The organism is Halomonas sp. AOP43-D1-4 (genome assembly GCF_052446175.1).
GTDB lineage: Bacteria > Pseudomonadota > Gammaproteobacteria > Pseudomonadales > Halomonadaceae > Vreelandella > Vreelandella citrativorans.
Map to the genome: position 1 here is coordinate 24,568 of NZ_JBQSVY010000014.1, position 25,697 is coordinate 50,264.

Here is a 25,697-nt window from a genome sequence, read left to right on the forward strand (position 1 = left end):
ACAAAAAGGACACAACCTGATGAGCCGAACATCTACTTCCCACGATTTGCCCGCCCTGATGACCGGCATAATGGCGACCCTGGCGGGGATCGGCATTGCTCGCTTTGCCTACACGCCGCTATTACCGGCGATTATTCAGGAAGGCTGGTTTACCGCAAGCCAGGGCGCCTACCTGGGGGCCGCCAACCTGCTGGGCTACTTTATCGGCGCGCTTGTCGCCCACTCCCTGAGTGAGCGCTTTTCTACGCGCCACGTAATGGCAGCAAGCTTTGCAGGTATCGCTTTAAGCTTTGTGCTTTGCGCTGGGGAGGGCGGTTTCACCTGGTTCTTCTTCTGGCGCCTGGTGTCGGGCATTGCGGGCGCCATCTTAATGGTGGTTGGCCCTTCGCTGGCGTTGGCGGCCACGCCCACAGAAAGGCGAACCCGTGTCGGCGCCATGGTGTTTACGGGGATTGGCTTGGGCGCACTGCTTTCAGCTTTCATCGTGCCATTGCTGCTTGAATTAAGTCTCGCGTTTACGTGGGGCGCGTTGGGGCTGCTCTGCATTATGGCGGGGCTTTTATGCGATCACGGCATCACTAGGCTGGCGTTACCTGCCACGGCCAAAGCAACGGCCAGTAAATCCAGGGAGTATTCGGGGGTAAAGGTCGTCGTGTGGCTGGTCATTAGTGCGTATGCCCTGGATGCGGTTGGGTTTGTGCCCCACACCGTGTTCTGGGTGGATTATCTCGCCAGGGAAAATGCGCTAGGTAACCAGGCCGCTTCATTTCAGTGGGGGATCTTCGGTTTAGGTGCCGTGTGCGGGCCGCTCATGGTCGGCGCCCTGGCGCAACGAGCAGGTTGGCATTATGGTTTGGCGATTGCTTTTGTAGCGAAGGCTGCCGCTGTCCTGTTGCCGGTGTTCTCGCTAGCACTGATCAGCCAATCGGTTTCCTCTTTTATGGTAGGGGCGATGATCCCCGGCATTGTCGCACTCACCTCGGGCCGCCTTGCTGAGTTGGTAGGGCCAACCGCGCACAAGAAAATCTGGGGGCAAGCCACCGCCGCTTTTGCTGCTGCCCAGGCAGTGGCTGGCTATGCCATGTCGGCACTCTATGGCGTTTGGGGCACTTACTCGCCGCTGTTCGCCATCAGCGGCCTCATGCTCGTCGCAGGCTTTTTGCTGGTACTGCTTAGTCGTGGTTTGCAGCAGCGCAACGCGGCGCTTGCTGCTCAAAACAGGAGGTAATAATGGAACTCTACCTAAACGCTACATCGCCCTACGCGCGCCTGGTGCGTATCGTGCTACTGGAAAAAGGCCTGAGCGACGCCGTTACGTTGAAATGGTGTGACCCCTGGGCAGACGACCCCGCGCTACTCAAGGCCAATCCTGCCGGGCGTATTCCTGCGCTAGTCACCAAGGAAGGCACCACGCTTAGCGAATCGATGCTGATTGCTGTTTACCTGGATAACGCTTATCCGGAGAAGCCCGTGTTGCCACCGTCTCACTTAGGCGAGGTGATGCACTTGGCGGGATTGGGGCAAAACCTCATGGAGGCAGCTTTTACGACGGTGATTGCCAGAAAGCACAATGGAAATGAAGTCGACAATAGCGAGCTGGGCCAACGGCGTTCACGAGCCATTCAGCGATTACTGAACCAACTGGACAGAGAGCTTGGCGAAGCGCCAACGGCCTCGACTCTTAGCCTCGGTGATATTGCCGCTGCTGTCGCGTTGGATTACCTCGCTTTCAGATTACCGGAGGTAGCGTGGCAGGAAACCTATCGACTGCTTGCTTCGTGGCACCAAGGGGTGATCACACGTTCGAGCTTTCAGGCGACAGCGTTTACCACATCTTAACGATGATCCAGCGACGAGGAGAAAAGGCCACTGCAACGCCAACGCTACCGACTAAAAACTAACCCGCCGCGATGGGATTAATCTAAGTTAACTGCTAGTCTCGGAATATTAGAGCGAAAAACGCCGCAGGGAACACACGATGCAGAATGCTTGCCAACGGTTCACCCTACCAAGCAGCTCATACAAGGGCAGGTCAACGGCATTCTGCTGGCCGGCTCTACGGGCGGTTGACCCCCGCGAACGCGGCTATCTGCCACGCCACTACTTTTCATGCAAAAACATGCCGGTAGACGACTTTTTCAGCGTTTCAGAAACCATGACTTATCGCCCTTTTAAAGGGCATACAGCATGTTTTTCGCTGGGTAAGATTCAGGGTGTTACATGGAGTTATGAGCAGCCGGTTGAGACTATGGCGGGCGGGATAGGATCTTATGAGTCAATTAATAAATGATACCTTTAGGCCCTGAGCGGAAGTTTCGGGAAATTTATCAGGCGCACGAGTTCTTTAGTATGCAAGCTAATTAAAATTATAAATATTGTATATCAATAGCTTAAAGTGGTTTTTTAGCCTGCGTTTGTCGGATAAATCTGCTGGCTAGTTTATCCAATCATAAGATAGGCAGTCTAATAACTGTTCGATGTGCTGTTTTTGCGAGTGATATTACTAGGTAGGGAAGCAATATAAGCATGAATAATACGGAAAGTACCCTGACCCAATGGTTTTTAGAACGACCTAAGTGGCTTCAGATTGCGGCTACTCGCCTACTTCAGCAGTCTGAATTTTCCGATGAAGCCGTCTCTGATCTCGCAACTCTGTGTCGGCAGGAAGCTGATGGGAAGTTGCCCCAGAAGGCTTGTTCCATTCCTGCTGGCGCGTTCTCCCAAGACGTATCAGGTACTCTGCGTTTGTGCTCAATAAGTGATATCGAAGGAGTAAACGCCCTTGCTCCGAAGAAATCACTTGAATTTGGTAAAGGTAATATCTCGCTTGTTTATGGGCATAATGGATCAGGCAAATCCGGTTACGTCAGGCTCCTCAAGAATGTGTGCGGAGCCCGGGAGATGGGGACTCTTCATCCCAATGTCTATAAGCCAGGTTCTGCTGTGCAGAAAGCCTGCATTTCGTTTGAGCAGGACGGTATTTCTAAGAACCATACGTGGTCAGGACAAGGTATTTGCAATGACCTCACCAGCGTTGATATTTTTGACACCTCGTTTGGCAAGGTCTTTGTAAGCAGCGAAGACGAGGTCAGCTATGAGCCACCTGTATTATCGTTTTTGAGCTCGCTCATCCTCGCATGTGAAAAGGTCGCATCTGCTCTGGAGGGAGAGGTCAACCGAAACCCGTCTAAAAAGCCGAATATCCCGGCTGACAAGAAGGTAACCCCTGAAGGTATCTGGTACGAAGCCATCAGCGCGAAGACGAGCTCCCAGGAGATCGACAAACATTGCGCATTTGCCAGCGTTGACGAGTCAGAGATGCAAAGTCTGCAGCAGCGAATTGCAGAACAGGCGCCGTCGGAAAAAGCGAAGCAGCTGAGAAAGCAGAAGCAGCATATCGACACTCTGGTTCAGGATGCCCAAAAGTATTTGCAGCAACTATCGGACGAGAATTACCGACGGATCATTGCTGCTAAGAAGAAGGCGACCCTCAAGAAGACAGCGGCAGACACGGCGGCAGAGAAGGTGTTCTCCGGCAGCGAGTTGGAGGGTGTCGGGACTGATGTATGGAAAGAGCTTTGGGAGGCTGCTCGGAACTACTCCGTATCGGCTGCCTACAAACAAGACGAGTACCCGAATGTTTTTGATGGCTCCCGTTGTGTGCTTTGCCACCAGACCTTGACCCAGGAGGCTAGGGAGCGGCTGATCTCCTTCGAACATTTCGTGAAGGGCGAAATGCAGAAAGCCGCAACGGATGCGGCCAAAGAATACGAAACCGCCAGTCAAACTATTGAGGTGTTACCGACACCGGAGACGCTGAAGACACGCATCGATGCAGCCGGTATTCCACAGGATGAAGTCGCCAGCCGAGTCACGAATTTCTTTGCTCAATTGCAGGCCAGAAAAGACTTGCTCCCTGAGATCAATTCCGAAGAAGCCATTCCCGATCCTCTTCTCTCACCGAAATGGATCGAAGAAGCCAATGCCCAGTCGAAAAGCCTTGGTGAACTCGCGGAAAAATATGACGAAGACGCCAAAAGCGACAATCGAGAGGAGATCAAGCAAAAGCTAAACAGCCTACAGGCGAGAAAATGGTTGTCTGAGCACCGTGCGGCCATTGACGAAGAAGTTATACGATTGAAGCTGCTTAGCCAGATTCAGAAAGCAAAGAAATCGACCCACACAATGGCTTTGTCCAAGAAAAAAGGGGAGCTGGCTGAAACTTTGATCACGGATGCATTCGTGAATCGATTCAATAACGAACTGAAAACACTTGGTGCATCACAGTTGAAGGTTGAGCTGGTTAAAACGAGGACGCCAAAAGGGAAAGCTCTCCATAGAATCAAGCTTAAGGAAACCTCTCATAATAACCTTGCCGATGTATTGAGCGAGGGCGAGAACCGAATCGTTTCCATTGCGGCATTCTTAGCTGACGTCACCGGAAAGAGCAGCCAAGCTCCGTTTATCTTTGACGATCCAATATCCTCGCTTGATCAAAGCTATGAAGAGGCCGTCGTTAAAAGGCTGATCGAGTTGTCACAGGATAAACAGGTCATAGTCTTTACTCATCGCCTGTCATTGCTGGGAACAGTCAAGCATTTTGCCGAGAAAAAGGCCATCAAGCCAGATGTGGTGAGCATCCGCTCTGCTGATTGGGGGACCGGAGAGCCAGCTCCCATTCCGCTTTCACAGAGTGACATCAAATCCGCCCTTAATACACTCATGAATCAGCGGTATCATAACGCAAAGAGGGCAAGTGAGGATGGAGCGTTCGAACATGCCGAAATTCTGTTGAAATCGATATGCAGCGACTTCAGAACATTGGTGGAGCGTTCTATTGAAAATGATCTTCTGTGCGGGGTGGTGCAAAGATTCCAACGACCGGTGCACACGTTGAAGCTCAAGGAGCTGGCCAAGCTGAAGGATGTGGATTGCGATCTCCTCGATTCACTCATGACAAAATACTCCGGGTTTGAACACTCGCAGCCAACAGAGTCACCAGTGGAGCTGCCGAAGCCAGACGATCTTCTGGCCGACATGACTTCACTAAAAAAATGGCGCGAGGAATACGCGAAGCGCACCGCGTAAAACATCGAACAAGACGCAGCACACGGATGCAACTAGGTGGCGTCCGTGTGCTCAGCGCTAGGCTCTCATCGAAAGGTAAGCAATGAATAAAATTACTACAATATTACTGTGGCTGCACTTTTGGTGAGTTTATATATTCTAATTCCATACTTTAATGACAACTGCATGGAACCACAAGTAATAGAGGCGCACATATATAATTGCGATTTACTCAATGTAAAAGAGTCATGCGCTTGGCTAAAAAGTAACAATATACCTAAAGGATACGAACTCGACATGGCTAAAGTCCAAGAGGCTTGTCTTAACTCAAGCAATTTAGCGAACTACCTTGTTCATGTTGCTTCCAAAGAAAAAGTTGGTGAATAGCCTAACAAGGCGCAGTTGTCGGATAATTTTTCCAGCACTTCGTTCCTCCAAAATTACCGCAAAGCGCGGCGTTATATCAGAGACTCCTAAAAGGCAGCCCTTGGCCGAGGCTGTGTGAAAACGTAGCTGTCGCTATACTTATCCCATGACAGAGTGTGGAGGTAACGATGAAACGGTTCGTCGCAGGTGAACCCCGATCCCAAGCTACCTTGTTTCCTGAGCTTCTGGATGATTTTGTCTCTGAAGATAATCCGGTTCGAGCCATTGAAGCTTTTGTTGATGCCCTTGATCTCAAACAGCTGGGCTTTAATGGCGTTGACCCTCATGCGACGGGTCGGCCCGCCTACCACCCCGCCGTTCTTTTAAAAATCTATCTCTACGGCTACCTCAATCGCATCCAATCTAGCCGCCGTCTGGAACGTGAGGCACAACGTAATGTTGAACTCATGTGGCTAACGGAACGCCTAGCGCCGGATTTCAAAACGATCGCAGATTTCCGCAAAAACAACGGCAAAGCGATTCAAGCTACTTGCCGCGACTTTGTCATGATATGCCGACGTCTAGGGCTTTTTTCACATTCGGTAATGGCGATTGATGGCAGCAAATTTAAGGCAGTCAACAATCGAGACCGTAACTTCACCTTGGCTAAAATGAAGCGGCGGGCAGAAGAAATCGATAAAAGTATTGAGCGTTACTTACGCCAGCTCGACGCAATGGATCAAGGCGCCGCCGCTATCACAGAAATGCGCACGACTGGTTTGAAGGAAAAGATCGCCTCCCTAACAGAAGAGTTCAGCAATTACAATCCATTGAAATTCAAAGAACTGAGTCCCCTGATCAGCAAATCTCATTGACAGACCCTGACGCTCGCTCCATGACTGCGCGAGGAACGGGAATTGTAGGCTACAACGTGCAGACGGCTGTCGATAGCCAGCATCATTTGATTGTTGCCCATGAGGTAACCAATGTCGGCAGTGACCGGCGTCAGCTTTACCGGATGGCCCAACAAGCACGCGCTGCTAGTGCTGTCAGTGATCTCCACGTCGTAGCTGATCGCGGTTACTTTACTGGTGAGGAGATACTTGCGTGTCACAAGGCCGGTATTACGACGTATCTTCCTAAGCCCAAAACCTCGCCTAGCCAGGCTAAAGGTATGTTTCCCAGAGAAGCGTTCCACTACGTGCCTGAGCGTAATGAATATCGCTGCCCAGCAAGGGAGCGCCTGATTTGGCGCTTCAAGAACGTTGAAAAAGGCCAGACGCTTAATTGCTATTGGAGTTCGGCTTGCTCGAATTGCTCAATGAAGCCGCAATGCACCACAGGTATCTATCGGCGTATCAAACGGTGGGAACACGAAGAGGTACTGGAGGCGGTAAAATTTAGACTGGATCAGGCGCCGGATATGATGCGCATCCGTCGTAAGACGGTCGAGCACCCCTTTGGCACGTTGAAAGCGTGGATGGGAGCGACGCACTTCCTGACTAAGGGACTTAAGAACGTCAGCACGGAAATGAGCCTCCATGTACTTGCTTATAACATGAAACGCGTAATGAATATCTTTGGCACCCAGGGGTTAATCCAGGCAATGCGTGGGTAAGGGCTTAAACCTGGTTCTGGCAAGTTTGTAAAGGCGACAATGCTCTTTAGCGGGTGTTTCTTAGTGATCATCTCAAACAGCTAGAGATGCGGAAAATAATAAATAAAGACGTTCTGAAACGTATTGATAGCCGATATTCGTGCCAAGACGACTGGATACTGTCATCGGCAACTAATTTTTAAGTTTTCACACAGCCTCGGCCGATAACTGACAATGCTAGAACTGGTGACGTAAAATTTAATTCATCCCCATCCCACTAACCCTCATAACCTCCCTAACCACCGCATCATTCAAAATCCCCCGTTTGGCTTCCACCAGGGTAAGCCATTCGCGGGCGCGGGTGATGCCGGTGTAGACCAGCTCGCGGGTGAGGATGGGGTTAGGCGTTTGCGGTAGCAGCAGCGCCGTGTGCAAAAACTCCGAGCCTTGGGATTTGTGTACCGTCATCGCGAACACGGTTTCTACCGCGTGCAGGCGGGAAGGCAGCACCCAGCGGATGGGATTTTTCGTATCGCTGGTCGGGAAGGCGACTCTATATAAGGTTCTTCCTACGCCGCGCGGGTCGGGTACTGCTAGCGTAATGCCAATATCGCCGTTCATTAGCCCCAGGCTGTAGTCGTTTTGCGTGACCAGCACTGGGCGGCCTTCATACCAGCCTTTCTCTAGTTCGATATCGCTTGCGCTTAATAGCGTGTGGCTGTGCAGTACCTTGGCGATGCGTAAATTCAAGCCTTCCACGCCCCACGGCCCTTTGCGTAGCGCGCAGAGCAGTTGGAAGTGGCCGTAGGCGTTTAGCACCTGGCTGGCCCACGTGTCGTAAATGCCTTTGTTTTCCTCAAACGCTAGCGTTACCTCGGGGCGCTGTTGGTCCAAAACCGTGAGGTAGTGCCGGTATCCCGTGGGTGGCGCTATTTCTTTATTGGTTTTCTTATCAAGGCGGCCTTTACCGGCATTGGGGAAGCGCTCTGGGGAGCCGCTCACCACCAGGCGCTCCAGGGCGCTGTCATTTTCCCCGCCCAGCACTAAATGATGCAGGTCGGCGTAGCCGTGGCGCAGGGCGCTGTGTACGGCGTTCTGTTTGTCGCGCTCGCTGAGCGTGGTGCTTAACGGCTGGTTAATCGCCTCAGCCAACTGGCCAATGCCGCTGGCGGCGTCAAAGCGGTGGCTTACTCGCAGCATGGTAATCGCTTGGTCGAGGGGCTGGCCGTTGGGGCAGGTTAGCGCTTCGGGCAGCGGGTAGCTGGTGAGATTGGCAAGCCATTCGGCGGTTTCTGGCGTGTAGTGGGCGGCCTCGGCACGGCGGCATAAGTCGCCGAGTACGGCACCGGCTTCTACAGAAGCGAGCTGGTCTTTATCGCCCAGCAGCACCAGCTTGGCGTGGGCGGGCAGGGCGCTTAACACGGCAGTCATCATTTCGATATCGACCATGGAGGCTTCGTCGATCACCAATACGTCCAACGCCAACGGGTTGTTGGGGTTGTGGCGGAAGTGGCGGGTGTCGGGCCTGGCGCCTAGCAGGCGGTGTAGGGTGGTGACTTCGGTGGGAATGGAGATTCGTAGATGCTCTGTGCCTGAATCATCGCCGAATGAATTCGGCTCCCACAATTCACTCTGCTCCCATAGCGCCGCAAGGTCTTCGATAGGCAGCTGGCTTACCTGCCCGGCAATGGATTCATTCAGGCGGGCGGCGGCTTTGCCGGTGGGGGCGGCCAAGCGAATGCGCAGCGCTTGCGTTGGCGAGTGGGCCAGTTGCAGGGTTTGCAGCAGGGCGAGCAGGCGCACCACGGTGGTGGTTTTACCGGTGCCGGGGCCGCCGGTAATAATCGCAAAGTGGCTGCGGGCCGCCAGCGCGCAGGCGACCTTTTGCCAATCCAGGGTGCCGTTGTCGGGGAACAGGGTGTTCAGGGCTTGTTGGAGCAGGCCTGAATCAAGCACATCACTACCAATCACCGAAAGCGGCTCATGCCCCACTGCCGTGTTAGCGCCTTCTTCAAGCGCCAAGCGAGCGGCGATTTCCTGATGCAGGGTTTGTTCGTACTGCCAGTAACGGCGTAGATAAAGCCGGGTGGTGTGCGGGGTGTCGGAGCGCACCAGCGGCGTGTTGCCGTGGCCGTTGCTGATCAGCGTGGGGTGCTCAAGTGCGGCCTGCCACTCGGCAAGCGTTAGCGTGGCTAATACCTCGCTGGGTAGCGGCGGCGGGTCGCTTAGGTCATCGCCTTCGGGTGGGAGCGATAGAGCGAAATCCGGTGCGTTCAGCGTGGCGTTTAAGTCCAGGCACACATGGCCTCGGCCCAACTGATGGCTGGCAAGCGCGGTGGCCAGCAGAAGCAGCGGCGGCACCTGACCTCCCTCGCGGGCGAAGAAGCTGACCAGCGCGCGGTCCAGGTCGCGCAGCCAGCCTCTGGCGACCCAGCGCTCGCAAAGCGCCATTAAAGTGCCCGTATCGTTCAGCGCAGGGTGCCGTTGGTGGCCAGGCGCTGGGGTGCTGTTACGCGTTGTGGCAGGCGCAGGCTCGTTTTCGCCGAACAGGTCCAGGGTTTGTGAATCTTTCATGCCGTTTCCTTAAGGCCAGCGCCGTTGGCCGTGCCTGCAAATAACGCATCCAGCGCTTCAATTAGCGCCACCGGGGCGGGTTCGGGGTGTACGCCGCGTGCAGGCGTCCGGCTGCCACGCAAAAATACGGTCAATGAGCCGCCCAAATGGACGTGCGGGTCGTAGTTGGGCAGGCGGGCTTTTAACAGCCGGTGCAGCGCCAGCAGGTACAGCGCGGCCTGTAGGTCGTAGCGTTTTTCCAGCAGCGCGGCACTCAAGGCATCAACGGTGTAGGCGCTGTCGTCTGCGCCCAGGTAGTTGGATTTCCAGTCCAGCACATAAAAGCGCCCATCAAACTCAAACGTCAAGTCGATAAAGCCTTTGAGCATACCGTTGAGCGTGTCGGCATCCAGCGCGGGCCGCGCAAGGCCGGGAAGTAAGTGCTGGCTAACCAGCGCATCCAGCGCCTGCGTATCCACTTGGTGGGCAGCAAACCAGAACTCCAGCTCTACCTGATAACCGCTTAGCTGTTGAAGCGCCACGGCACTTTGCTGGCCGGGAAGCGGCAGTTGAGTGCCGAGCAAATCCTCAAACCAGCCTGCCAGCGGTTCATACCATGCTTGCCAACCGCGCAGTTGCAGGCGGCGGCGCAGAGTGTCCTCACGGACGGCGGTGTCTTCAAGCGCCTTGGCAAAGCCCAGCTGGCCTGCCCATTCCAACAAGCCGTGTAGAAAGGTGCCAGGGCCGGGGCCGCGAGGGAAACGGTGCAGGTGGCTTGCGTTTGCACTCGGCTGGTCGCTGTCAGCGGGCAATGGGTAGTGAGTGGTTACACTCGCCATGGGCTGCCCGGTCAATGGAGAACCTTGCAGCAAATCTTGCGGCTCATCCAGCACTTCAAACGTGGTGGCTTCCTGGGGCGTGGTGGGTTCCGGCGTGGGGGCAGCGGTTGACAGCAGCCCTGAGATGCCGCCCGTGGTGCGCAGCGCCGAGTAGCTGGCGATCCACCACTGCTCGCGGGCCGGGCGCGTGGGCGTGCGGGCTTGCCCCAGCGCTTCTTGCTGCTGGGCGGGCGTAAAGCACAGTGCGGTAGGGGCTGGCGCAGGCTCCAGGGCTATGTCGCTTTTATGAACCAGCGCGGCGAGCGCTTCGCCGAATGTATTGGGCGCAATGTAGTCACCGCCATTAAGCAGGTAACCCAGGGCGCTGCCTTCGCCATCCTTTAACGGCGCAAGCCCCAGCCAAGTGGCATGGCGGGCACGGGTAAGTGCCACGTAAAGCTTGCGTAAGTCTTCGCCTAAACGTTCGCGGTCGGCGGTAGCGAGTGTTTCTGCATCGGCGCTTAGGCTTAGCTGTAAATTGCCTTCGCCATCGTGCCAGCGCAGCGGCACATCGCCTTTTTTAGTGGAGCGGTGGTTGGCAATAAACGGCAGAAAGACCAGCGGGTACTCAAGCCCCTTGGATTTATGGATGGTCACGACCTTGACCAGGTCCGCATCGCTTTCCAGACGCAGCTTGTGGCTGTCGCCGTGGCTTTCCGGGTCGGCAATCGCTTCCGCCAGAAAGCGAATTAGCGCGTGCTCGCCATCCAGTTCCTGGCTTGCCTGCTGAAGCAGTTCGCCCAGGTGAAGCAAGTCGGTTAGCAAGCGCTCACCGTCGGTCAACGCAAGCAGCCGGGCAGGAATGTCGAAGTCCACCATTAGCTTGCGCACCAGCGGCAGCACGCCCTGGCGCTGCCACAAGCGGTGGTAACGGCTGAACTGCTCTACCCGGGCCTCCCAGGCAAGCTCGCTCTCGTTAAGGTGATCAAGCTCGCTAAGGCTTACCCCAAGCAGCGGCGTGGCAAGCGCTGCGCGCAGCTTGGCTTCCGCCTGGCGGGAGTTGGCCTGGGATTCCGCACAGGCGCGCAGGCAGGTTTCCACCTGCTGGGCGATAGATGAGCTCAAGACCTTGTCGTGATCCGAAAGATAAACGCTTTTAACCCCACGGCTGGCAAGCGCCAGGCGAATAGCGCGGGCTTCCTGCAGGCCGTTCACCAGCACCGCCATGTCAGAGGGTTTGAGTGGCGTGAGTTCGCCCTCGGCTTTAAAACCCGCTTGCCGCTTGCGACCCGCTTCCAGCAGGGCGGTCATGTGGGAAGCGCAGCCTTCGGCCATTTCAAGCTGATAGGCGGTTTTGGAAAGCGGCTCGTCAGCCGCCATTTGCCACAGCGTCATGGCGGGCAGCGGCGCGCCGTTCAACACCAATTGGTCGGCGCGGCCTTTGGCGTCGACCGGTAAAAACGGCAAGGGGTTCTCGCCGCCTTGTTCACGAAATAAAAACGCGCCCGCTTCGTGCTTGTCGGCGTAGTTAAAGCAGTGGTTAACCGCGTTGACCATCGCAGCACTTGAGCGAAAGTTAGTGCCCAGCGTAACGTGACGGCCATCGGTGTCGTGGCGGGCTTTCAGGTAGGTGAAAATATCCGCGCCACGGAAGGCGTAAATGGCCTGCTTGGGGTCGCCAATCAGCATCACGGCACTGTCGCGGCGCGGTGATGCAACGTTATACACCGCGTTAAAAATGCGGTACTGGATTGGGTCGGTGTCCTGAAATTCGTCAATCAGTGCGACCGGGAACTGGCGCTGGATTTGGGCGGCCAGCGCTTCTTTATTGGGGCCTTGCAGGGCGCGGTCCAGGTGCGTGAGCAGGTCGTTGGGGCCCATTTCAGCGCGGCGCTCCTGCTCGCGTTCTAGGCGCTTGCGGCACCACTGCACGGCGTGAATCAGCAGGTCGTTGCGCGGTTCGGGCAGAGCATTAAGCTCGCCGGGCAGTTGGGCGAGCGCTTCCCACACTGCTGGGCAGGGCGGTGTGCCCACTTTCCAGATATCGGCCATGCCCTCAGGCGTCATGCGCCGCCAGGCGGCATCGGTAAGCTGGGGGCGGTCGGCATCGCTGGTGCACCAGTCACGCAGCGCGCCCAGCCAGTTGGCGCGGCTTTTGGCGTTAAAGCTTTGGCCCTTAAAGGCTTTTTGCTGGGCGGCTTCTTCCAGCGCGGGCACCACATCGTTCAGCCATGCAGCCCAAGGGGCTTTTAACGCGCTGAGTTTGGTGGCTCGGGCGGCCTGGCAGTTCATTAGCGTTTGCAGAGGTTCGGGGCGTTGTTCGCCCAGCGCGTCGCACTCGGGCAGTAGGCGTTGCAAGCTGGCGTGCAGGTCGTCGGGGGATTGCCAGTAGCTAACAATGCTTTCCAGCGCGTCGCTCTCAAGGGCGTAGTAAAAGCTGCGCCAGTAGTCGCGCACGACGTCTTGTTCCAGCTCGCGCTGGTCGTTCTCCAGGTTCAGCGAGAACAGGCTGCCGCTATCGAAAGCGTGCTCGCGTAGCATGCGGTAGCACCAGCTGTGAATAGTGGAAACGGCGGCTTCGTCCATCCACTCGGCAGCCAGTGCCAAGCGCCGTGCGCAGGCGGGCCAGGCCGAGGGTGGGTACTCACTGCGCAGCTCAAGCAGCAGTTTGTCGCCTGCGTTTTCATCACTGCGGAAAATCTCAGCGGCTTCCACCAACCGGTTACGAATCCGCTCGCGCAGTTCCTGGGTCGCGGCATTGGTAAACGTGACTACGAGGATTTCCGGCGGCGTGAGCGGGCGGATAAAGGCGTTGTCATCCTCTTTGCTGCGCCCACCCAATACCAAGCGCACGTATAAAAGCGCGATGGTGAAGGTTTTGCCGGTACCGGCGCTGGCTTCGATCAGGCGGCTGCCGTGCAAGGGCAAGCTCAATGGGGCAAGAGATGTGATAGAAGGCATGGCGGTACCCTGAGCTGTATCCACTGGTCAGCACTATATGGCGCTGAAGGGCAAAACTTGTCTAGCTGTTATTTGAACACGAGAAGGTGGCTGGGTAGAAGTCGGATTATTCCAAAAGTGGCTACAAGGGCTGATTTTTGATTGGAATAAAGGCTTAAACCAGCGTATTTGAATAGAGTGATTAAGTTGTTGTGGCTAGCGTGCCTATGTTTGTTTATCTCTATAAAGGCAGAGTAATGGGGCGCGTCCTTAAGCTATTTATTATTTCCTGGGCGGCTTTAGTTAATATACGCCCCCGCCGAACACAAAGAATAGTAGTGGCAAAGGGAATTTCATTTTCGGCTATGTCAACAATTGCCATTTGCTTATGCTGTTTTTCATGGCTGACAGCATAGTCTGGCAAGATGGTGATATTGCCCGTCTGTAAAACATGCACCTTGATCAGCTCTATATGGTTCAGCTCGAAACCAATACTGACATTTAGCCCCAGCCGAGATAAAGATAAGTCCAACGCCCGGCGGGTATGAAAGGTTGAGTCAAGCATGGTCAGTTCATATGGCATGAGGTCTGCTAGGTGAAGCGTTTTCCGTTGCGCCAGAGGGTGTTGATGAGACATGGCCGCCTTGAACGGGGTGGTGAATTTTTCAACGACGCCAATATCAGGATAAAAGTCGTCTTGCATAGTGATCCCGAAGTCGACCTGATCGTTTTCAAGCGCTTGGTAGACTGCTTCAGTGCCCGAAATAAACCCCTTAAACTTGATGAGTGGGTAGTTACTTTGAAAGTCCGCAATGGCGGGGAAGAGCCAAGCTCTAGCAACTCCTTCAATAGTGGCATATCTTACCGTTCCCGCCGTTAAACCATGGAGATCGGCTATTTTGGCTCTGGCGAGCTCCATTTCGCGCATGGTGCGTTGCATGTGGAGCGCCAGAATCTTGCCTTCTTCCGTAAGTAACATCCCGTCCGCGCAGCGATCAAACAGGGCGGTCTGAAAGCTGTGTTCTAGGTTTTGGATTTGGCGACTAATGGCAGAGGCGCTCACGTGAAGAGTGAGGGACGCTTGGCGTATTGAGCCCATTTCCGCGACAGCCAGAAAGTACTTAAACATTGATATCTGCATAGATCGTCCATTTTTTGTAATTAAATCACTTGCTTATTATGGTGTGCACATTTCGGCAACGTGTCATGCTAACAATAGCGTTTTTCTCACACCCCTGCGCTTCCTATTCTCTACCTCGTTGTAAGGCAGTATTTAGGTATCTCTTGATAGCGGCAATCGTGAGCTCAGTAAGCTATGTGAAGACGTATGTAAGAACGTACTTCAGAACGTTCCTAGGAACATAGCTTAAGGGTCGTCGAGACGCTTGCTCAACACGCTTGCGATCAAACTAACATATAAAGCTAAAAAGAGATGTTGGCTTTGGCTCTACGCTTAAAGGTGACTTCAATGTCGACTGGACTGAAACGAAAGTTTTTTTGGTTAGTGCTTATATTGGCACTTATTGGAAGCTGGCTTCCCTACTTTAATATTCTTAATCAACTGGTTTGGATAGGCCCGTTATCTCTTCCTCTGGCTTGGGTCTTAACCTGTAATGTGGTGCTAACACTTTGTGCCATCGCACTTTATCCGATCTACTTCAAGCCACTCTCTGAACGTGTCGATGAACTTGAACGCGAGGGGGAAGGGAATGAATAGCACCGCTGCCACTATTATTATACTGATCGCGTTTATCGCTATCTTTGTCGCGATATCGTTGCGTGCTCGGCAGCATAATACGTCCACGATTGACGATTATGTTGTGGGTGGTCGTTCCATGAACACCGCTTTGCTGCTGATGTCCATGGGGGCGACTTACTTCTCTACTTGGACGCTGCTAGGTTCTTTCGGTGTTTATTACCGGGAAGGGATTTGGTTCGCGGGCTTTACTACCTGGGCGATTATTCAGGGCAGTGTGTTTATTTGGCTGTTCGGCACGCGCATTTGGTATATCGGTAAACGCTTTAATTTCATTACTCCTGGGCAAATGGTGGAGCACTACTACTCAAGCCCCACGCTTCGTTTGCTATTTTCAATTGTCGGTATTATCGCGTTAGTGCCGGTAATGCTGATTCAGGTAACAGGCAGTGCCCGCGCACTTGAAAGCCTGACCGGTGGTGCTATTCCCTATGCTGTTGGGGTCATTGTGACCTCGGTAGTAGTGGGCTTTATTGTGCTCTGGGCAGGCTTTAGAGGCACCGCCTGGGCGGACGCCTTTATGGGGACGTTCTTTGCCACAGTGCTGGTATTTACGGCGGTATTTATTGTCGGTAAAGCGGGTGGTTGGTCGTTTTTGCAGAATGTGGCTGAAGTAGAGCCACAGCTATTGACTAACAAGGGCAATCCGATCGCCATGCTGGAGTTATGGGTCGGGCTGAGCTTTGGGGCTTGGGCACTACCCCATATGTGGCAGAAGTTCTACTCGGCACACTCCGCCAAAGTGTTGGGCAAAGTGGCTATGTTCACCCCTTTCTGGAACTCGTGGATGATGGCCTGCATCCCGCTGGTGATTGGGATTTCCGCTAACATTCCAGGGTTGGTGCCTGGGGCGGCGGATAATAGCGATGCGATCCTACCCCTGACCTTTGCAGAATACGCACCTATCCTCGGCTCCTTTGTTGTCGCCGGCATCCTTGCCGCTGCCATCTCTACCATCAACAGCCAGTTGCTCTCTTCTGCAAGCCTTGTGGCTGAGGATGTATGGCGTCGGTTCTTCGATAAAGAGATGAGTGAAAAGCGCTTGCGCCTGATCAATAAAGTGGTCATTGGGCTGATCACTAGTATTGTGCTGGTACTTGCCCTTAGCCCTTCTGGGGCCGGTTATCTGGTGCCCGTTGCCTCGCTGGGTTTCAGCCTAGGCTTGCAGCTCGTACCTACCGCTCTGGGCATGCTCTATTTCCGCCGGATTACCCCTGCTGGTGCTTTAACCGGGCTGGTAGTGGGTGTCATCACACTGTTCGTGAGCGCTGCGACCGATTTCACATTGTTCTTTGGCCCTGGCATCAGCGCGATTATCGTCAATGGCCTGTTGGTCGTTCTTGTAAGTCGTTTTACCCAGGCTGCACCAGTAAATGGCGACAATGACTATCATGCGCTGTTTGCTCAGCTCTATGGCAAGCAAGCTTCACAAAAGGTAACTGCTCATGCAACCAGCTAATAAAGTCGCTGTTATTCAGGCCGGTTCTCACCCCTTTGACCCTATGTTGACCGCTGAAAAAGGGGTTAGGTTAATCAGTGAAGCCGCCTCCGAAAAGGCATCAATAGTGGTCTTTCCAGAAGCCTTTTTGGGGGGCTACCCTAAGGGTGCCAGCTTCGGTAGTCCGGTAGGCAAACGGACCGAAGAGGGGCGTGATGAGTTTCTGCGCTACTACCGAAGTGCCATTGACCTTGATGGGCCGGAGCTGGCCCTCATTACCGATGCAGCTCAGACGCATAATATCTTTGTGGTCATGGGGGTGATTGAGCGTACGGCCTATACTCTCTATTGCACGGTGCTTTACATCGATCCTGAGCAGGGGCTGGTGGGTAAACATCGCAAACTGATGCCTACCGGTGGTGAGCGCGTGATCTGGGGGTTCGGCGATGGTTCGACACTGCCTGTGTTCGAGACAGACGTTGGCACGGTGGGCGCGGTGATTTGTTGGGAAAACTATATGCCCATGATGCGCTCGGCCATGTACAGCAAAGGGGTCGATATTTACTGCGCACCGACTGCCGATGACCGCGATACGTGGTTGGCCAGCATGCAACATATCGCCCTTGAAGGGCGCTGCTATGTGTTAAGCGCCTGCCAGTATCTGACCCGCGGCGATTTTCCCGATGATTATGACTGCCTGTTGGCACCCGCTAATAAGCCGGAAACGGTACTGATGCGAGGCGCCAGTATGATCGTAAGCCCCATGGGTGAAGTCCTCGCCGGTCCCCTGTTTAACGAGGAGGGAATCCTCTATGCCGAGGCCTCTCAAGACGTCATCGTACGAAGCAAGCTAGATTTCGATGCGGTCGGTCACTACGCACGCCCGGATGTATTCAGCCTGCATGTGGACACAGAAGCGAAGTCGCCGGTCAGAAGTGACTGAGCGCATTTAAACTTGCTGTGAAATCAGCTTATTAGATGGCTGTTTTATGCATTACTGATTCATACACTACTGAAACAGCCATCGTTGAGATGGAGTATTGGTATGACTTTTCATATCGACTATCCCCGAGTAGTGCCCGAGCGGCGGCCTGCTGGTCATGAACCGACGGCTCCACGCTACACCTTGCGCTGGACACGACCTGTCAATCGGCTCTGCTGTATCTATTTTGGCATTCAGGCTCGTGAGCTTGCCTGGGATGACCAGGCGGCATTTTTTAGCCGCATTAGGGGCTCCTTTGCTATCGACTCCGCGCCGGAGGCCCATGAAACGCTACGTTTTACTGATGAGTCGGGCTACACCAACGCTGTGCTGGTCGCTTACTGGACTGACCCTTCGGTTTATATGGAGTGGTTGCGGGATGCTGAGTTTATTCAGTGGCTCGCAAAGCCACAGCGCACTAACGATGCGTTCGGATACTGGCGGGAGACCATTCATGTCCACTATGACCGTCATGAAACGATCTACTCAGAGGGTAACTATCGGATAGGCTTTGGTCGTTGCCCTGACACGAAGGTGGTTCCCATGACCACCAATGGTTATTTTGGCGCTGCCCGTGACCGCTTCCCGGTCTCTGCGGTGGATCCGCTGGCGAGCACTTTTAAGGTTAAGATGCCTGCTCCGGGCAGTATCTCAACCCTCGGACGTCGTTTATTTGCACAGGTCCCTCATAACCTGACATCAATCCGCTCTGGCCAATACTGGGAGGAGGCTCAGCAGGAGCAGTTTACCGATTACGAAGAGTCTCTGAAGCCCAAGTTGATGGAGGGGATGCAGTACTTGCTTGACAATAAGGAGGGAACGGGCACGCTCTGCTTGAGAGTCATGTCAAACCTTGATGATAACGGTGACGAGCGCTACGAAACGTCGGTACATGCGTACTTTGCCTCTCTGGAGGAGATGGAGAACTGGGCCAGCTCTCATCCGACCCATAAAAGCATTTATGACCATGCCATTGCTAAAAACAGGCAATATGGAAAAAAACGCGAGGTGGTAACCTGGCATGAAGTCTTCCTGCTAACCGAAGGCGTGCCATTTGAGTATATTAATTGCCACCCTGAAACTGGCGTATTGCCATTTTGCACGCTTTATGAGCGCTGTACCTGAGTGTCTTAATGTTGCCTGATAAGATTAATTTCACGCATACCCAGAACTATGGGCGCTGTATGGTAGCCGCTTCACCTGCTAATCTTGTCGACCAGCCACTTTTGGTGATCTGTTTACGCTGACGATGAGAATCCATGCTGACCTCGCTTCTGGATAACGACTTTTACAAAATCACGATGCAGAACGCCGTGATTAAACGCTTCCCGTATGCCCATGCGCGCTACGCTTTTATTAACCGTGGCGCGCATGCCTTTCCAGAAGGGTTCGGCGCTGCATTACGCCATGAAGTCGATAATATGGCGGCGCTTCGCTTAAACGACGAAGAGAAGCGCTATCTCGAAACAACCTGCCCTTATCTGGACCCCACTTATCTCGATTTTCTGGCCGGGTTTCGTTATGACCCCAGCGAGGTCATTATCGAGCAGCAGGGGGCGGACCTTTCGGTGGTGATTGAAGGCCCGTGGTATCGCACCATTCTTTGGGAAGTGCCGTTGATGGCGCTGATCAGCGAGCTTTGGTATCGGTTGCGTGGTATTACGATTACCCCTGAAGCGGATGCGATGATCGAGCAGAACGCCCAGGAAAAAATCGAGCTTTACCACCGCATGGGGCTCAAAATCGCTGAGTTTGGTACGCGTCGGCGTTTCTCTTTTAATGTTCACGACCGTGTGGTGGGCGCGCTTCGCCATCACGGCGGCGAGTCGTTTACCGGTACCAGTAATGTGCTGTTGGCGATGCGCCATGACGTGAAGCCGATTGGTACGCACGCCCACGAGTGGTTTATGTTCCACGGTGCCCGGTTTGGTTTTAAAATGGCCAACAGCCTGGCCCTGGAGCATTGGGTGGACGTGTACCGGGGCGACCTGGGCATTGCGTTAACCGATACGTTTACTTCCCAGGCCTTTTTCGACAGCTTCGATAAGAAGTTTGCCAAGCTGTTTGATGGCGTGCGCCACGATAGCGGCGACCCAATCGACTTTGCCTCACAAACCATCGCGCACTATGGGCGCCTGGGCATTGACCCGCTGAGCAAGACGATTATCTTTTCCGATGCGCTCACGCCGGAAAAAATCGAGCGCATTCATGCGTTCTGCAAAGACCGTATCGGCATGGCGTTTGGTATTGGCACCAACTTCACCAACGATGTGGGCGAGGAACCCATGAACATGGTGATCAAGATGGTCGAGGCGCGCCCTGAAGGCCAGGGCTGGCTGCCGGTCATCAAGCTTTCCGATGTGGCCGAAAAGAACACCGGTGACCCCGAAATGATCTCGCTGGCCAATCGAATACTCCTGGTTAACCACCCGCATTAAGCGAAGCGCGTCTTCTTTTACCGAGCAGCGCTACTCTTTCACCGCACGGTAGAGCGGCAGATAAAGAGCGTCTGCCAGGGCGGCGAAGCGGAGGGCGGGGGTAGCCCCTTCCTGATGACCCTCGTTAAACAGCGCTTCAAAGCTGGGCCATTGGCGGGCGAGGTAGGCGCTTTGCGCGACTTCGCCGGTTTGAAAGCGCCCGCCTTCATAGGTGCTTGCCGCTGCGCTAAAGGCGTCGCTGTCGGCGGTGCTGTCCACCGTTCCCTCTTTACTCAGCCAGGCAAACGCTGCTTGCGGGGCAAGGGGCAGCGGCAGGGTCATTCCCGCTTTCCAACACTGCACAATAGTCGCTAGATGGCCTTGGGCGGTATCCGCTGCTAGCGGTTCAAAGCGTGCATGCCCCGCCTTGGAGAGCAGTTGTGTGGTCATCGGCGACACCGCATTGGCAGCCAGGTGGGCCACCCAAGGGCGGAGTAGATGCTGCCAGCGGTACTGCCCACGGCCACGCGCATTGCTAATCAAGCTGTTGCTCACCAGCAGCAGGCGGCAGCGCTTGCCGCTCTCATCCGTGCGCAGTTCGTTAATCCAGTCGTTGACCGAAAGTTCGAGGGCGTTAAATGCGACCGCTTGAGGGGCTTCTACTGCAATGGGCCACTCTTCGAGCGCTTCCCGATAGGCATCAAACAGCGCTTGCATGGGCTCGGCCAGCGATTCGCTCATGCGCTCGCCAAAAGCGCCTACCGCTAGCACGCCTTGGCCCTTGATGCGCTCAAGCGCGGCAAACATGGCGTCTTCACGCGGCTCGCCGTTGTCTACCGCGTGGCGCTGGGCGGCAATCAGTTGGTCCTGCAGTTGCCAGTGCTGTAGGCCGTTAAGCACAAATGGTTCCACGTCCAGCTGGATCAGCACCTCCTGCTCAAAATACACGCCCAAGCGGGTGTTGAAGAACGCCTTGGCCGGTTCGCGCAGGAAACTGCCTAGCTGGGCAAGCGTTAGTGGAACGTCCTGGTTAAATTCGAGCAGGGCGCTTTGCTGTTTATTTAGGTTTTCCTGTGAGGCGAGCAGCGCGTGCTGTTCGTGGGCATCGCGCCATTCATGTACATAGGTAAAGAGCCGGGCCTGGGAGGCTGAACTACCGGGCTGGGTAAAATAGCGATGGCTAAACGGTTGCAGTGGATGCTCGGTGGTCAGCGCTTCAATCAGTGGCTCGTCAGCCTGGCGTTGGCTTACCCAGCCTGCCGTCAGGTGATCGCGCAGTTGGCCGACCAGTACGGAAGGCGGCATGGGGTTGTTGTCGATCTGGCTGCGGCCCACCCAACTGATATAGAGCTGCTGGCGCGCCGACAGCAGCGCCTCCAGAAACAGGTAGCGGTCATCCTCCCGGCGCGAGCGGTCGCCGGGGCGGTAGTCGCTGCCCATCAGGTCAAAATCCAGCGGCGGCTGGGAGCGTGGGTATTCGCCGTCGTTCATGCCCAGCAAACACACCCGCTTGAAGGGAATGGCGCGCATCGGCATTAACGTGGCGAAGTTGACCGCCCCGGCTAAAAAGCGCTGAGAAAGGCTGTGCTCATCAATTTGCGAGAGCCAGTGCTCACGCACCATGGAAAGCGGCAAATCGTCATTCAATTTGGCCTCTTCGGTGCTGTCGAACAGTTGCTGAAGCGCGCCTTCCAGCTTGGTCAGCATCACGCTCTCTGCTGCGTCATCGGTAAGGAAGTAGGTTTCCAGCAGTTCACGCAACCGAATGACCCAGTTGGCGGCGGTGGTCGGCTGGCAAAAAATCTCCCACGTGGTTTCCAGCTTCTCAAGCAGTGTTGCCAGCGGCCCGGCAAGCGAGGCTTCAAGCCCGCCGATGTCATCAAACGGCTCGATACCCTGCCACGCATCCGCCACGCCCACGGTGTAGCCCAACAGTAAACGGCGCAGGCCAAACGCCCAGGTGTTCTGGCTTAAGCCCTGGGGCAAATCAAGCCGGGTGCGCTGCTGGGCGTTTAAGCCCCAGCGGATGCCCGCACCCTCAATCCAGCGGTTTAGTGTGGGCAAATCGCGCTCTTCAATGCCAAAGCGAGCGCGCAGGGCGGGCACGTCTAACAGGTCGAGCAGGTCGCTCACTGAGAGGCGCAGCTCGGGCAGGCGCAAGAGCTTTTCCAGCGCAATCATCAGCGGCAGGCGGTGGCGGCTGGCCTGGTCTGAAAGGGTGTAGGGAATATAGCGCGGGTCGTCGCGGCCAAGCGTGCGGTAGCTTGAGCGGTACTGACCAAACACCGCTTCAATATGCGGCGCGTAGCGGTCAATGTCCGGCACCATAACGATGATATCTCGCGGGCGCAGCTCGGGGTCGGCGCTGAACGCAGCCAGCAGCTGGTCGTGAAGAATCTCCACTTCGCGCTGGGGGCCGTGGGCGATATGAAACACAATGGAGTCGTCGTGGGTTGCATCAACCGCAGGCCAGGTCGTTTGGGTTTCGGCCACTGGGCGCAGCTCGCGAATATCATCCTGAAGCTGGCTGAGCAGGCAGGCGTGTTCGGGCGTGCTGAACGGCTCGAACATATCAATACGCAGCGCCTGTTGCTCAAACAGGGTTTGGTAGTTGCCCGCATCGTCATGCTCATCCAGCAGGCGCAGATAGTCACGCCCCTGCTTGCCCCAGGCTGCCAACAGCGGTTGGGCATGCAGATGCAGCGCGCTATCTACATCGCCGTCGCCGAGTACGTCCAGCGCTTCGGGCATGCCCGTTTTACGCTGTTGGCGGTAGCGGTTGGCGCGCAATAAATCCTTGTGTTCGATGATGTCCGCCCAGTAATACTGGCAGGGGTTATGCACGCACAGCACAATTTGGCAGCAGCGCGAAAGTGCTGCCAGGGCTTCCAGCGTTTGCTGGGGCAGCGAGGAAATCCCAAAAATAATCAGCCGACGCGGCAACCCCGGCGGGCACGCCTGGCCTTCCAGCTGTTCGGCAACCTCTAAAAAGCGGCTATGCACTTGGGCACGGCTACTATTAAGCCCGGCCTCGCCCTGGGAGGCGGCAACATCATCACGCAGGGCGCGCCACAGCTCCGGCTGCCAGCGCTGGTGTTCATCCAGCGGGCGCGCTTCGCCGCGTGCGGTAATGAGTACGTCCTCGCCCCGTGCCCAGGCATCAAGCCAGTCGGCGCGGTACACCTGGTATTGGTCGAACAAATCCGCCAAGCGCTCGGCCAGTTGATAGTGCTTGCGCTGGTCGCGGTCGGTTTCCAAAAAGCGCGCCAATGGGGCAAAGGCGGGCTTCTCCGCGAGGCTGGGCAGTAAACGCAGCAAGCGCCAAACCAGGCGCGATTTATCAAATGGCGAAGTTTCAGGCACCGCCTGGGCATCACCGGTGATATGCGTTAACACCGTGCGGTAGGCCTGCCATAAAAAGCGCGCAGGCAGGGTAACGTTCAGCGCCGCCGCAATGCCCGCGCCGCCCTGTGCCGGGTCTTCCGCCAGTGCCAGCTTCAACCACTGCCCAATGCCATTGCTCTGCACCAGAATCGTCTCGTTCTCAAGCGGCCCTAACGGATGAAGGCGCATCCACTCAACCGCTAGCCCGCGCAGGTCTTCCAGGCGGTTGGCATGCACCACCATAAAACCCGGCGTAAGAGGCGATGTATTGGCAAGCAATGAGGGTGACGACATGCGGCGATATTTCCTTCAAGGCGGTAGCGATAAGGCATCGTACTATGGTGCCATAAGTTAAACGTATTGCGAGATGCTGAATAACACCTCAAGCTATGTTTATTAAACCGTGAATAACGCAAGAGAGTCCCCAATGACCGATACACCAAACCATACCCGCCGCCATTCCGCCCCGGTAGTTGATGGCGTGGGTAAAGCCGCCAGCCGTGCCATGCTGCGCGCAGTAGGATTTAACGACGCTGATTTCAAAAAGCCCCAAGTGGGCGTGGCCTCTACCTGGAGCATGGTGACGCCGTGCAACAGCCATATTGGTGAACTTGCCGAGCAGGCCCGCGAGGGTGCTGATGCTGCAGGCGGTAAAGGTGTGGTCTTCAACACCATCACCATTTCCGACGGTATTGCCAATGGCACCGAGGGCATGAAGTACTCGATGGTCTCGCGGGAGGTGATCGCGGATTCCATTGAGACCGTTGCGGGCTGCGAAGGCTTTGATGGCCTGGTAGCAATTGGCGGCTGCGACAAAAACATGCCGGGCTGCGTAATGGGGCTGGCGCGCTTGAATCGCCCCAGCGTGTTTGTATACGGCGGCACCATCATGCCGGGCAAAGGGCATACCGATATCGTCTCGGTGTTCGAGGCCATGGGCGCTCACTCGCGGGGCGATATGGATTTGATTGAACTCAAGCAGATCGAGGAAACCGCGATTCCTGGCCCCGGTTCGTGTGGCGGTATGTACACGGCCAACACCATGGCGTCGGCCATTGAAGCGCTGGGCATGAGCCTGCCGGGCAGCTCGGCACAAAACGCCATTTCCCAGGAAAAACGCGACGACTGTAAAGCGGCGGGCGAGGCGGTGCTTGAGCTGCTGGCGCGGGATATCAAACCTTCCGATATCATGACCCGTAAGGCGTTTGAGAACGCGATTACCGTGGTGATTGCGTTAGGCGGCTCTACCAACGCGGTACTGCACCTTATCGGCATGGCGCGCACTATCGATGTTGAGCTGACGCTTTCCGACTTTACCGAGATCGGTAAACGCGTGCCGGTAGTGGCAGATCTTCGCCCCAGCGGCCACTACATGATGAGCGAGCTTGTGGCGCTTGGCGGTATTCAACCGCTGATGAAAAACCTGCTGGAAGCTGGCCTTCTACACGGCGACTGCCTGACGGTAACCGGGCAAACACTGGCGGAGAACCTGGCAGGCGTTGAAGCCTATCCGGATGACCAGAAAATTATCGCGCCGCTGGATAAGCCGATTAAAACCGAAAGCCATCTACGGATTCTTTACGGCAACCTGGCGCCGGAAGGGGCGGTCGCTAAAATTTCTGGCAAAGAAGGCACGCGCTTCTCCGGCACGGCACGGGTGTTTGGTTCTGAAGAAGAAGCCCAGGCGCGCATCAATGATGGCACCGTGGTGGCAGGCGATGTCGTGGTTATTCGCTACGAAGGCCCCAAAGGCGGCCCGGGTATGCGCGAAATGCTCACCCCGACGTCGGCCATTATGGGTCGCGGCTTGGGCAACGACGTCGCGTTGATTACCGATGGCCGCTTTTCAGGCGGTAGCCACGGTTTTGTGGTCGGCCACGTCGCACCGGAAGCCTTTGATGGCGGCCCGCTGGCGCTGGTGGAAAATGGTGATCTCATCACCATCGATGCCGAAGCGGATACTATTGAAGTGCAGCTAAGCGATGAAGAATTGGCAACCCGCCGTGCTGCGTGGCAACAGCCCGCACCGCTCTATACCCGCGGTGTATTGGCCAAATATGCACGGCTGGTAAGCTCAGCAAGCACCGGCGCCGTTACCGACCAAAGTGAGTAAGTGACGCTGGCGGCTCGGCCATTCGCGCCGGGCCGTCGTTACGGAACACGCCTGCATGCGATTTGTGGGCGTGCGACCATACGTTTACCGAATTTCGTAGCGCGTGGTAAGCGCTAGCGCACCCGCGGATGCAGCGCGAAGCGGTGCTGGGGTTAAGGATAGGTGGCACATCCGGGGCGGCTGGCGCCGCCATTCGCGGGTGCCTTGCCGTTCGTTCCTCACGGCGCGTTACCGCGCGCTACGCCTTGTGCGGCCATTTGGGGTGG

At 55.5% G+C, this 25,697-nt stretch carries 14 protein-coding genes and 1 pseudogene; 11 read left to right on the top strand and 4 right to left on the bottom strand.

All coding sequences use genetic code 11. The features are described from left to right. Positions 1 to 19: 19 nt before the first annotated feature. From ACT3RQ_RS14745 to ACT3RQ_RS14765, 5 genes and pseudogenes are all read left to right on the top strand, one after another. Entirely contained in the window at positions 20 to 1,228 is a 1,209-nt protein-coding gene (locus tag ACT3RQ_RS14745; RefSeq protein ID WP_444680776.1) for a YbfB/YjiJ family MFS transporter, read from the top strand. A gap of 2 nt (positions 1,229 to 1,230) precedes the next feature. Further along, positions 1,231 to 1,839, top strand: a complete 609-nt coding sequence (locus tag ACT3RQ_RS14750; RefSeq protein ID WP_444680777.1) for a glutathione S-transferase family protein — start codon at positions 1,231 to 1,233, stop codon at positions 1,837 to 1,839. Between the two features lie 139 nt (positions 1,840 to 1,978). Further along, positions 1,979 to 2,290, top strand: coding sequence for a DUF427 domain-containing protein (locus tag ACT3RQ_RS14755; protein ID WP_444680778.1), 312 nt, complete (start codon positions 1,979 to 1,981; stop codon positions 2,288 to 2,290). A gap of 236 nt (positions 2,291 to 2,526) precedes the next feature. Beyond that, positions 2,527 to 5,088 (top strand): AAA family ATPase, encoded by a 2,562-nt coding sequence (locus ACT3RQ_RS14760; protein ID WP_444680779.1) that lies wholly within the window; start codon positions 2,527 to 2,529, stop codon positions 5,086 to 5,088. Positions 5,089 to 5,621: 533 nt separating this feature from the next. Next, positions 5,622 to 7,051 (top strand): annotated as a pseudogene (locus ACT3RQ_RS14765) (IS1182 family transposase). 237 nt (positions 7,052 to 7,288) lie between these two features. Here the strand turns inward: ACT3RQ_RS14765 and recD are convergent. The 3 genes from recD to ACT3RQ_RS14780 form a co-directional block, all read right to left on the bottom strand. Next, positions 7,289 to 9,604 carry an exodeoxyribonuclease V subunit alpha gene (gene recD / locus ACT3RQ_RS14770; RefSeq protein WP_444680780.1) on the bottom strand — a complete coding sequence of 772 codons (2,316 nt, stop codon included), beginning with the start codon at positions 9,602 to 9,604 and terminating at the stop codon, positions 7,289 to 7,291. Next, a complete protein-coding gene (recB, locus tag ACT3RQ_RS14775; protein WP_444680781.1) occupies positions 9,601 to 13,362 on the bottom strand; it encodes an exodeoxyribonuclease V subunit beta in 3,762 nt (1,253 codons plus the stop codon). Before recB ends, recD begins: the two co-directional genes overlap by 4 nt. A 220-nt stretch (positions 13,363 to 13,582) precedes the next feature. Beyond that, entirely contained in the window at positions 13,583 to 14,482 is a 900-nt protein-coding gene (locus tag ACT3RQ_RS14780; RefSeq protein ID WP_444680782.1) for a LysR family transcriptional regulator, read from the bottom strand. 327 nt (positions 14,483 to 14,809) lie between these two features. On the opposite strand from ACT3RQ_RS14780, the gene ACT3RQ_RS14785 reads away from it, so the two are divergent. The 5 genes from ACT3RQ_RS14785 to pncB all read left to right on the top strand — a co-directional run bounded on the left by ACT3RQ_RS14785 (position 14,810) and on the right by pncB (position 19,955). Further along, complete coding sequence (locus ACT3RQ_RS14785; protein ID WP_444680783.1) at positions 14,810 to 15,058, top strand: hypothetical protein; 249 nt, start codon at positions 14,810 to 14,812, stop codon at positions 15,056 to 15,058. Continuing rightward, on the top strand, positions 15,051 to 16,556 hold the full coding sequence (locus ACT3RQ_RS14790; protein ID WP_444680784.1) for a sodium:solute symporter family protein: 1,506 nt from the start codon (positions 15,051 to 15,053) through the stop codon (positions 16,554 to 16,556). The genes ACT3RQ_RS14785 and ACT3RQ_RS14790 overlap by 8 nt, the downstream gene beginning before the upstream one ends. Continuing rightward, positions 16,543 to 17,478: a carbon-nitrogen hydrolase family protein gene (locus ACT3RQ_RS14795; protein WP_444680785.1), complete on the top strand. Its 936-nt coding sequence runs from the start codon at positions 16,543 to 16,545 to the stop codon at positions 17,476 to 17,478. Before ACT3RQ_RS14790 ends, ACT3RQ_RS14795 begins: the two co-directional genes overlap by 14 nt. Before the next feature lie 102 nt (positions 17,479 to 17,580). Then, a complete protein-coding gene (locus ACT3RQ_RS14800; RefSeq protein ID WP_444680786.1) occupies positions 17,581 to 18,642 on the top strand; it encodes a phenylacetaldoxime dehydratase family protein in 1,062 nt (353 codons plus the stop codon). A gap of 134 nt (positions 18,643 to 18,776) precedes the next feature. Continuing rightward, positions 18,777 to 19,955, top strand: coding sequence for a nicotinate phosphoribosyltransferase (gene pncB / locus ACT3RQ_RS14805; protein ID WP_444680787.1), 1,179 nt, complete (start codon positions 18,777 to 18,779; stop codon positions 19,953 to 19,955). A 30-nt stretch (positions 19,956 to 19,985) separates the two neighbouring features. On the opposite strand, the gene recC is transcribed toward pncB, so the two are convergent. After that, positions 19,986 to 23,612: an exodeoxyribonuclease V subunit gamma gene (recC, locus tag ACT3RQ_RS14810; protein ID WP_444680788.1), complete on the bottom strand. Its 3,627-nt coding sequence runs from the start codon at positions 23,610 to 23,612 to the stop codon at positions 19,986 to 19,988. A 133-nt stretch (positions 23,613 to 23,745) separates the two neighbouring features. Here recC and ilvD point away from each other — a divergent pair, with 133 nt between their 5' ends. After that, on the top strand, positions 23,746 to 25,431 hold the full coding sequence (gene ilvD, locus ACT3RQ_RS14815; protein WP_444680789.1) for a dihydroxy-acid dehydratase: 1,686 nt from the start codon (positions 23,746 to 23,748) through the stop codon (positions 25,429 to 25,431). Positions 25,432 to 25,697: the final 266 nt, after the last annotated feature.

Coding starts and splice junctions, on each gene's coding strand:
- ACT3RQ_RS14760 (WP_444680779.1), top strand. CDS start 2,527: ATGAATAATACGGAAAGTACCCTGACCCAATGGTTTTTAGAACGACCT.
- recB (WP_444680781.1), bottom strand. CDS start 13,362: ATGCCTTCTATCACATCTCTTGCCCCATTGAGCTTGCCCTTGCACGGC.
- pncB (WP_444680787.1), top strand. CDS start 18,777: ATGCTGACCTCGCTTCTGGATAACGACTTTTACAAAATCACGATGCAG.
- recD (WP_444680780.1), bottom strand. CDS start 9,604: ATGAAAGATTCACAAACCCTGGACCTGTTCGGCGAAAACGAGCCTGCG.
- recC (WP_444680788.1), bottom strand. CDS start 23,612: ATGTCGTCACCCTCATTGCTTGCCAATACATCGCCTCTTACGCCGGGT.
- ACT3RQ_RS14745 (WP_444680776.1), top strand. CDS start 20: ATGAGCCGAACATCTACTTCCCACGATTTGCCCGCCCTGATGACCGGC.
- ACT3RQ_RS14755 (WP_444680778.1), top strand. CDS start 1,979: ATGCAGAATGCTTGCCAACGGTTCACCCTACCAAGCAGCTCATACAAG.
- ACT3RQ_RS14795 (WP_444680785.1), top strand. CDS start 16,543: ATGCAACCAGCTAATAAAGTCGCTGTTATTCAGGCCGGTTCTCACCCC.
- ACT3RQ_RS14780 (WP_444680782.1), bottom strand. CDS start 14,482: ATGCAGATATCAATGTTTAAGTACTTTCTGGCTGTCGCGGAAATGGGC.
- ilvD (WP_444680789.1), top strand. CDS start 23,746: ATGACCGATACACCAAACCATACCCGCCGCCATTCCGCCCCGGTAGTT.
- ACT3RQ_RS14750 (WP_444680777.1), top strand. CDS start 1,231: ATGGAACTCTACCTAAACGCTACATCGCCCTACGCGCGCCTGGTGCGT.
- ACT3RQ_RS14800 (WP_444680786.1), top strand. CDS start 17,581: ATGACTTTTCATATCGACTATCCCCGAGTAGTGCCCGAGCGGCGGCCT.
- ACT3RQ_RS14785 (WP_444680783.1), top strand. CDS start 14,810: ATGTCGACTGGACTGAAACGAAAGTTTTTTTGGTTAGTGCTTATATTG.
- ACT3RQ_RS14790 (WP_444680784.1), top strand. CDS start 15,051: ATGAATAGCACCGCTGCCACTATTATTATACTGATCGCGTTTATCGCT.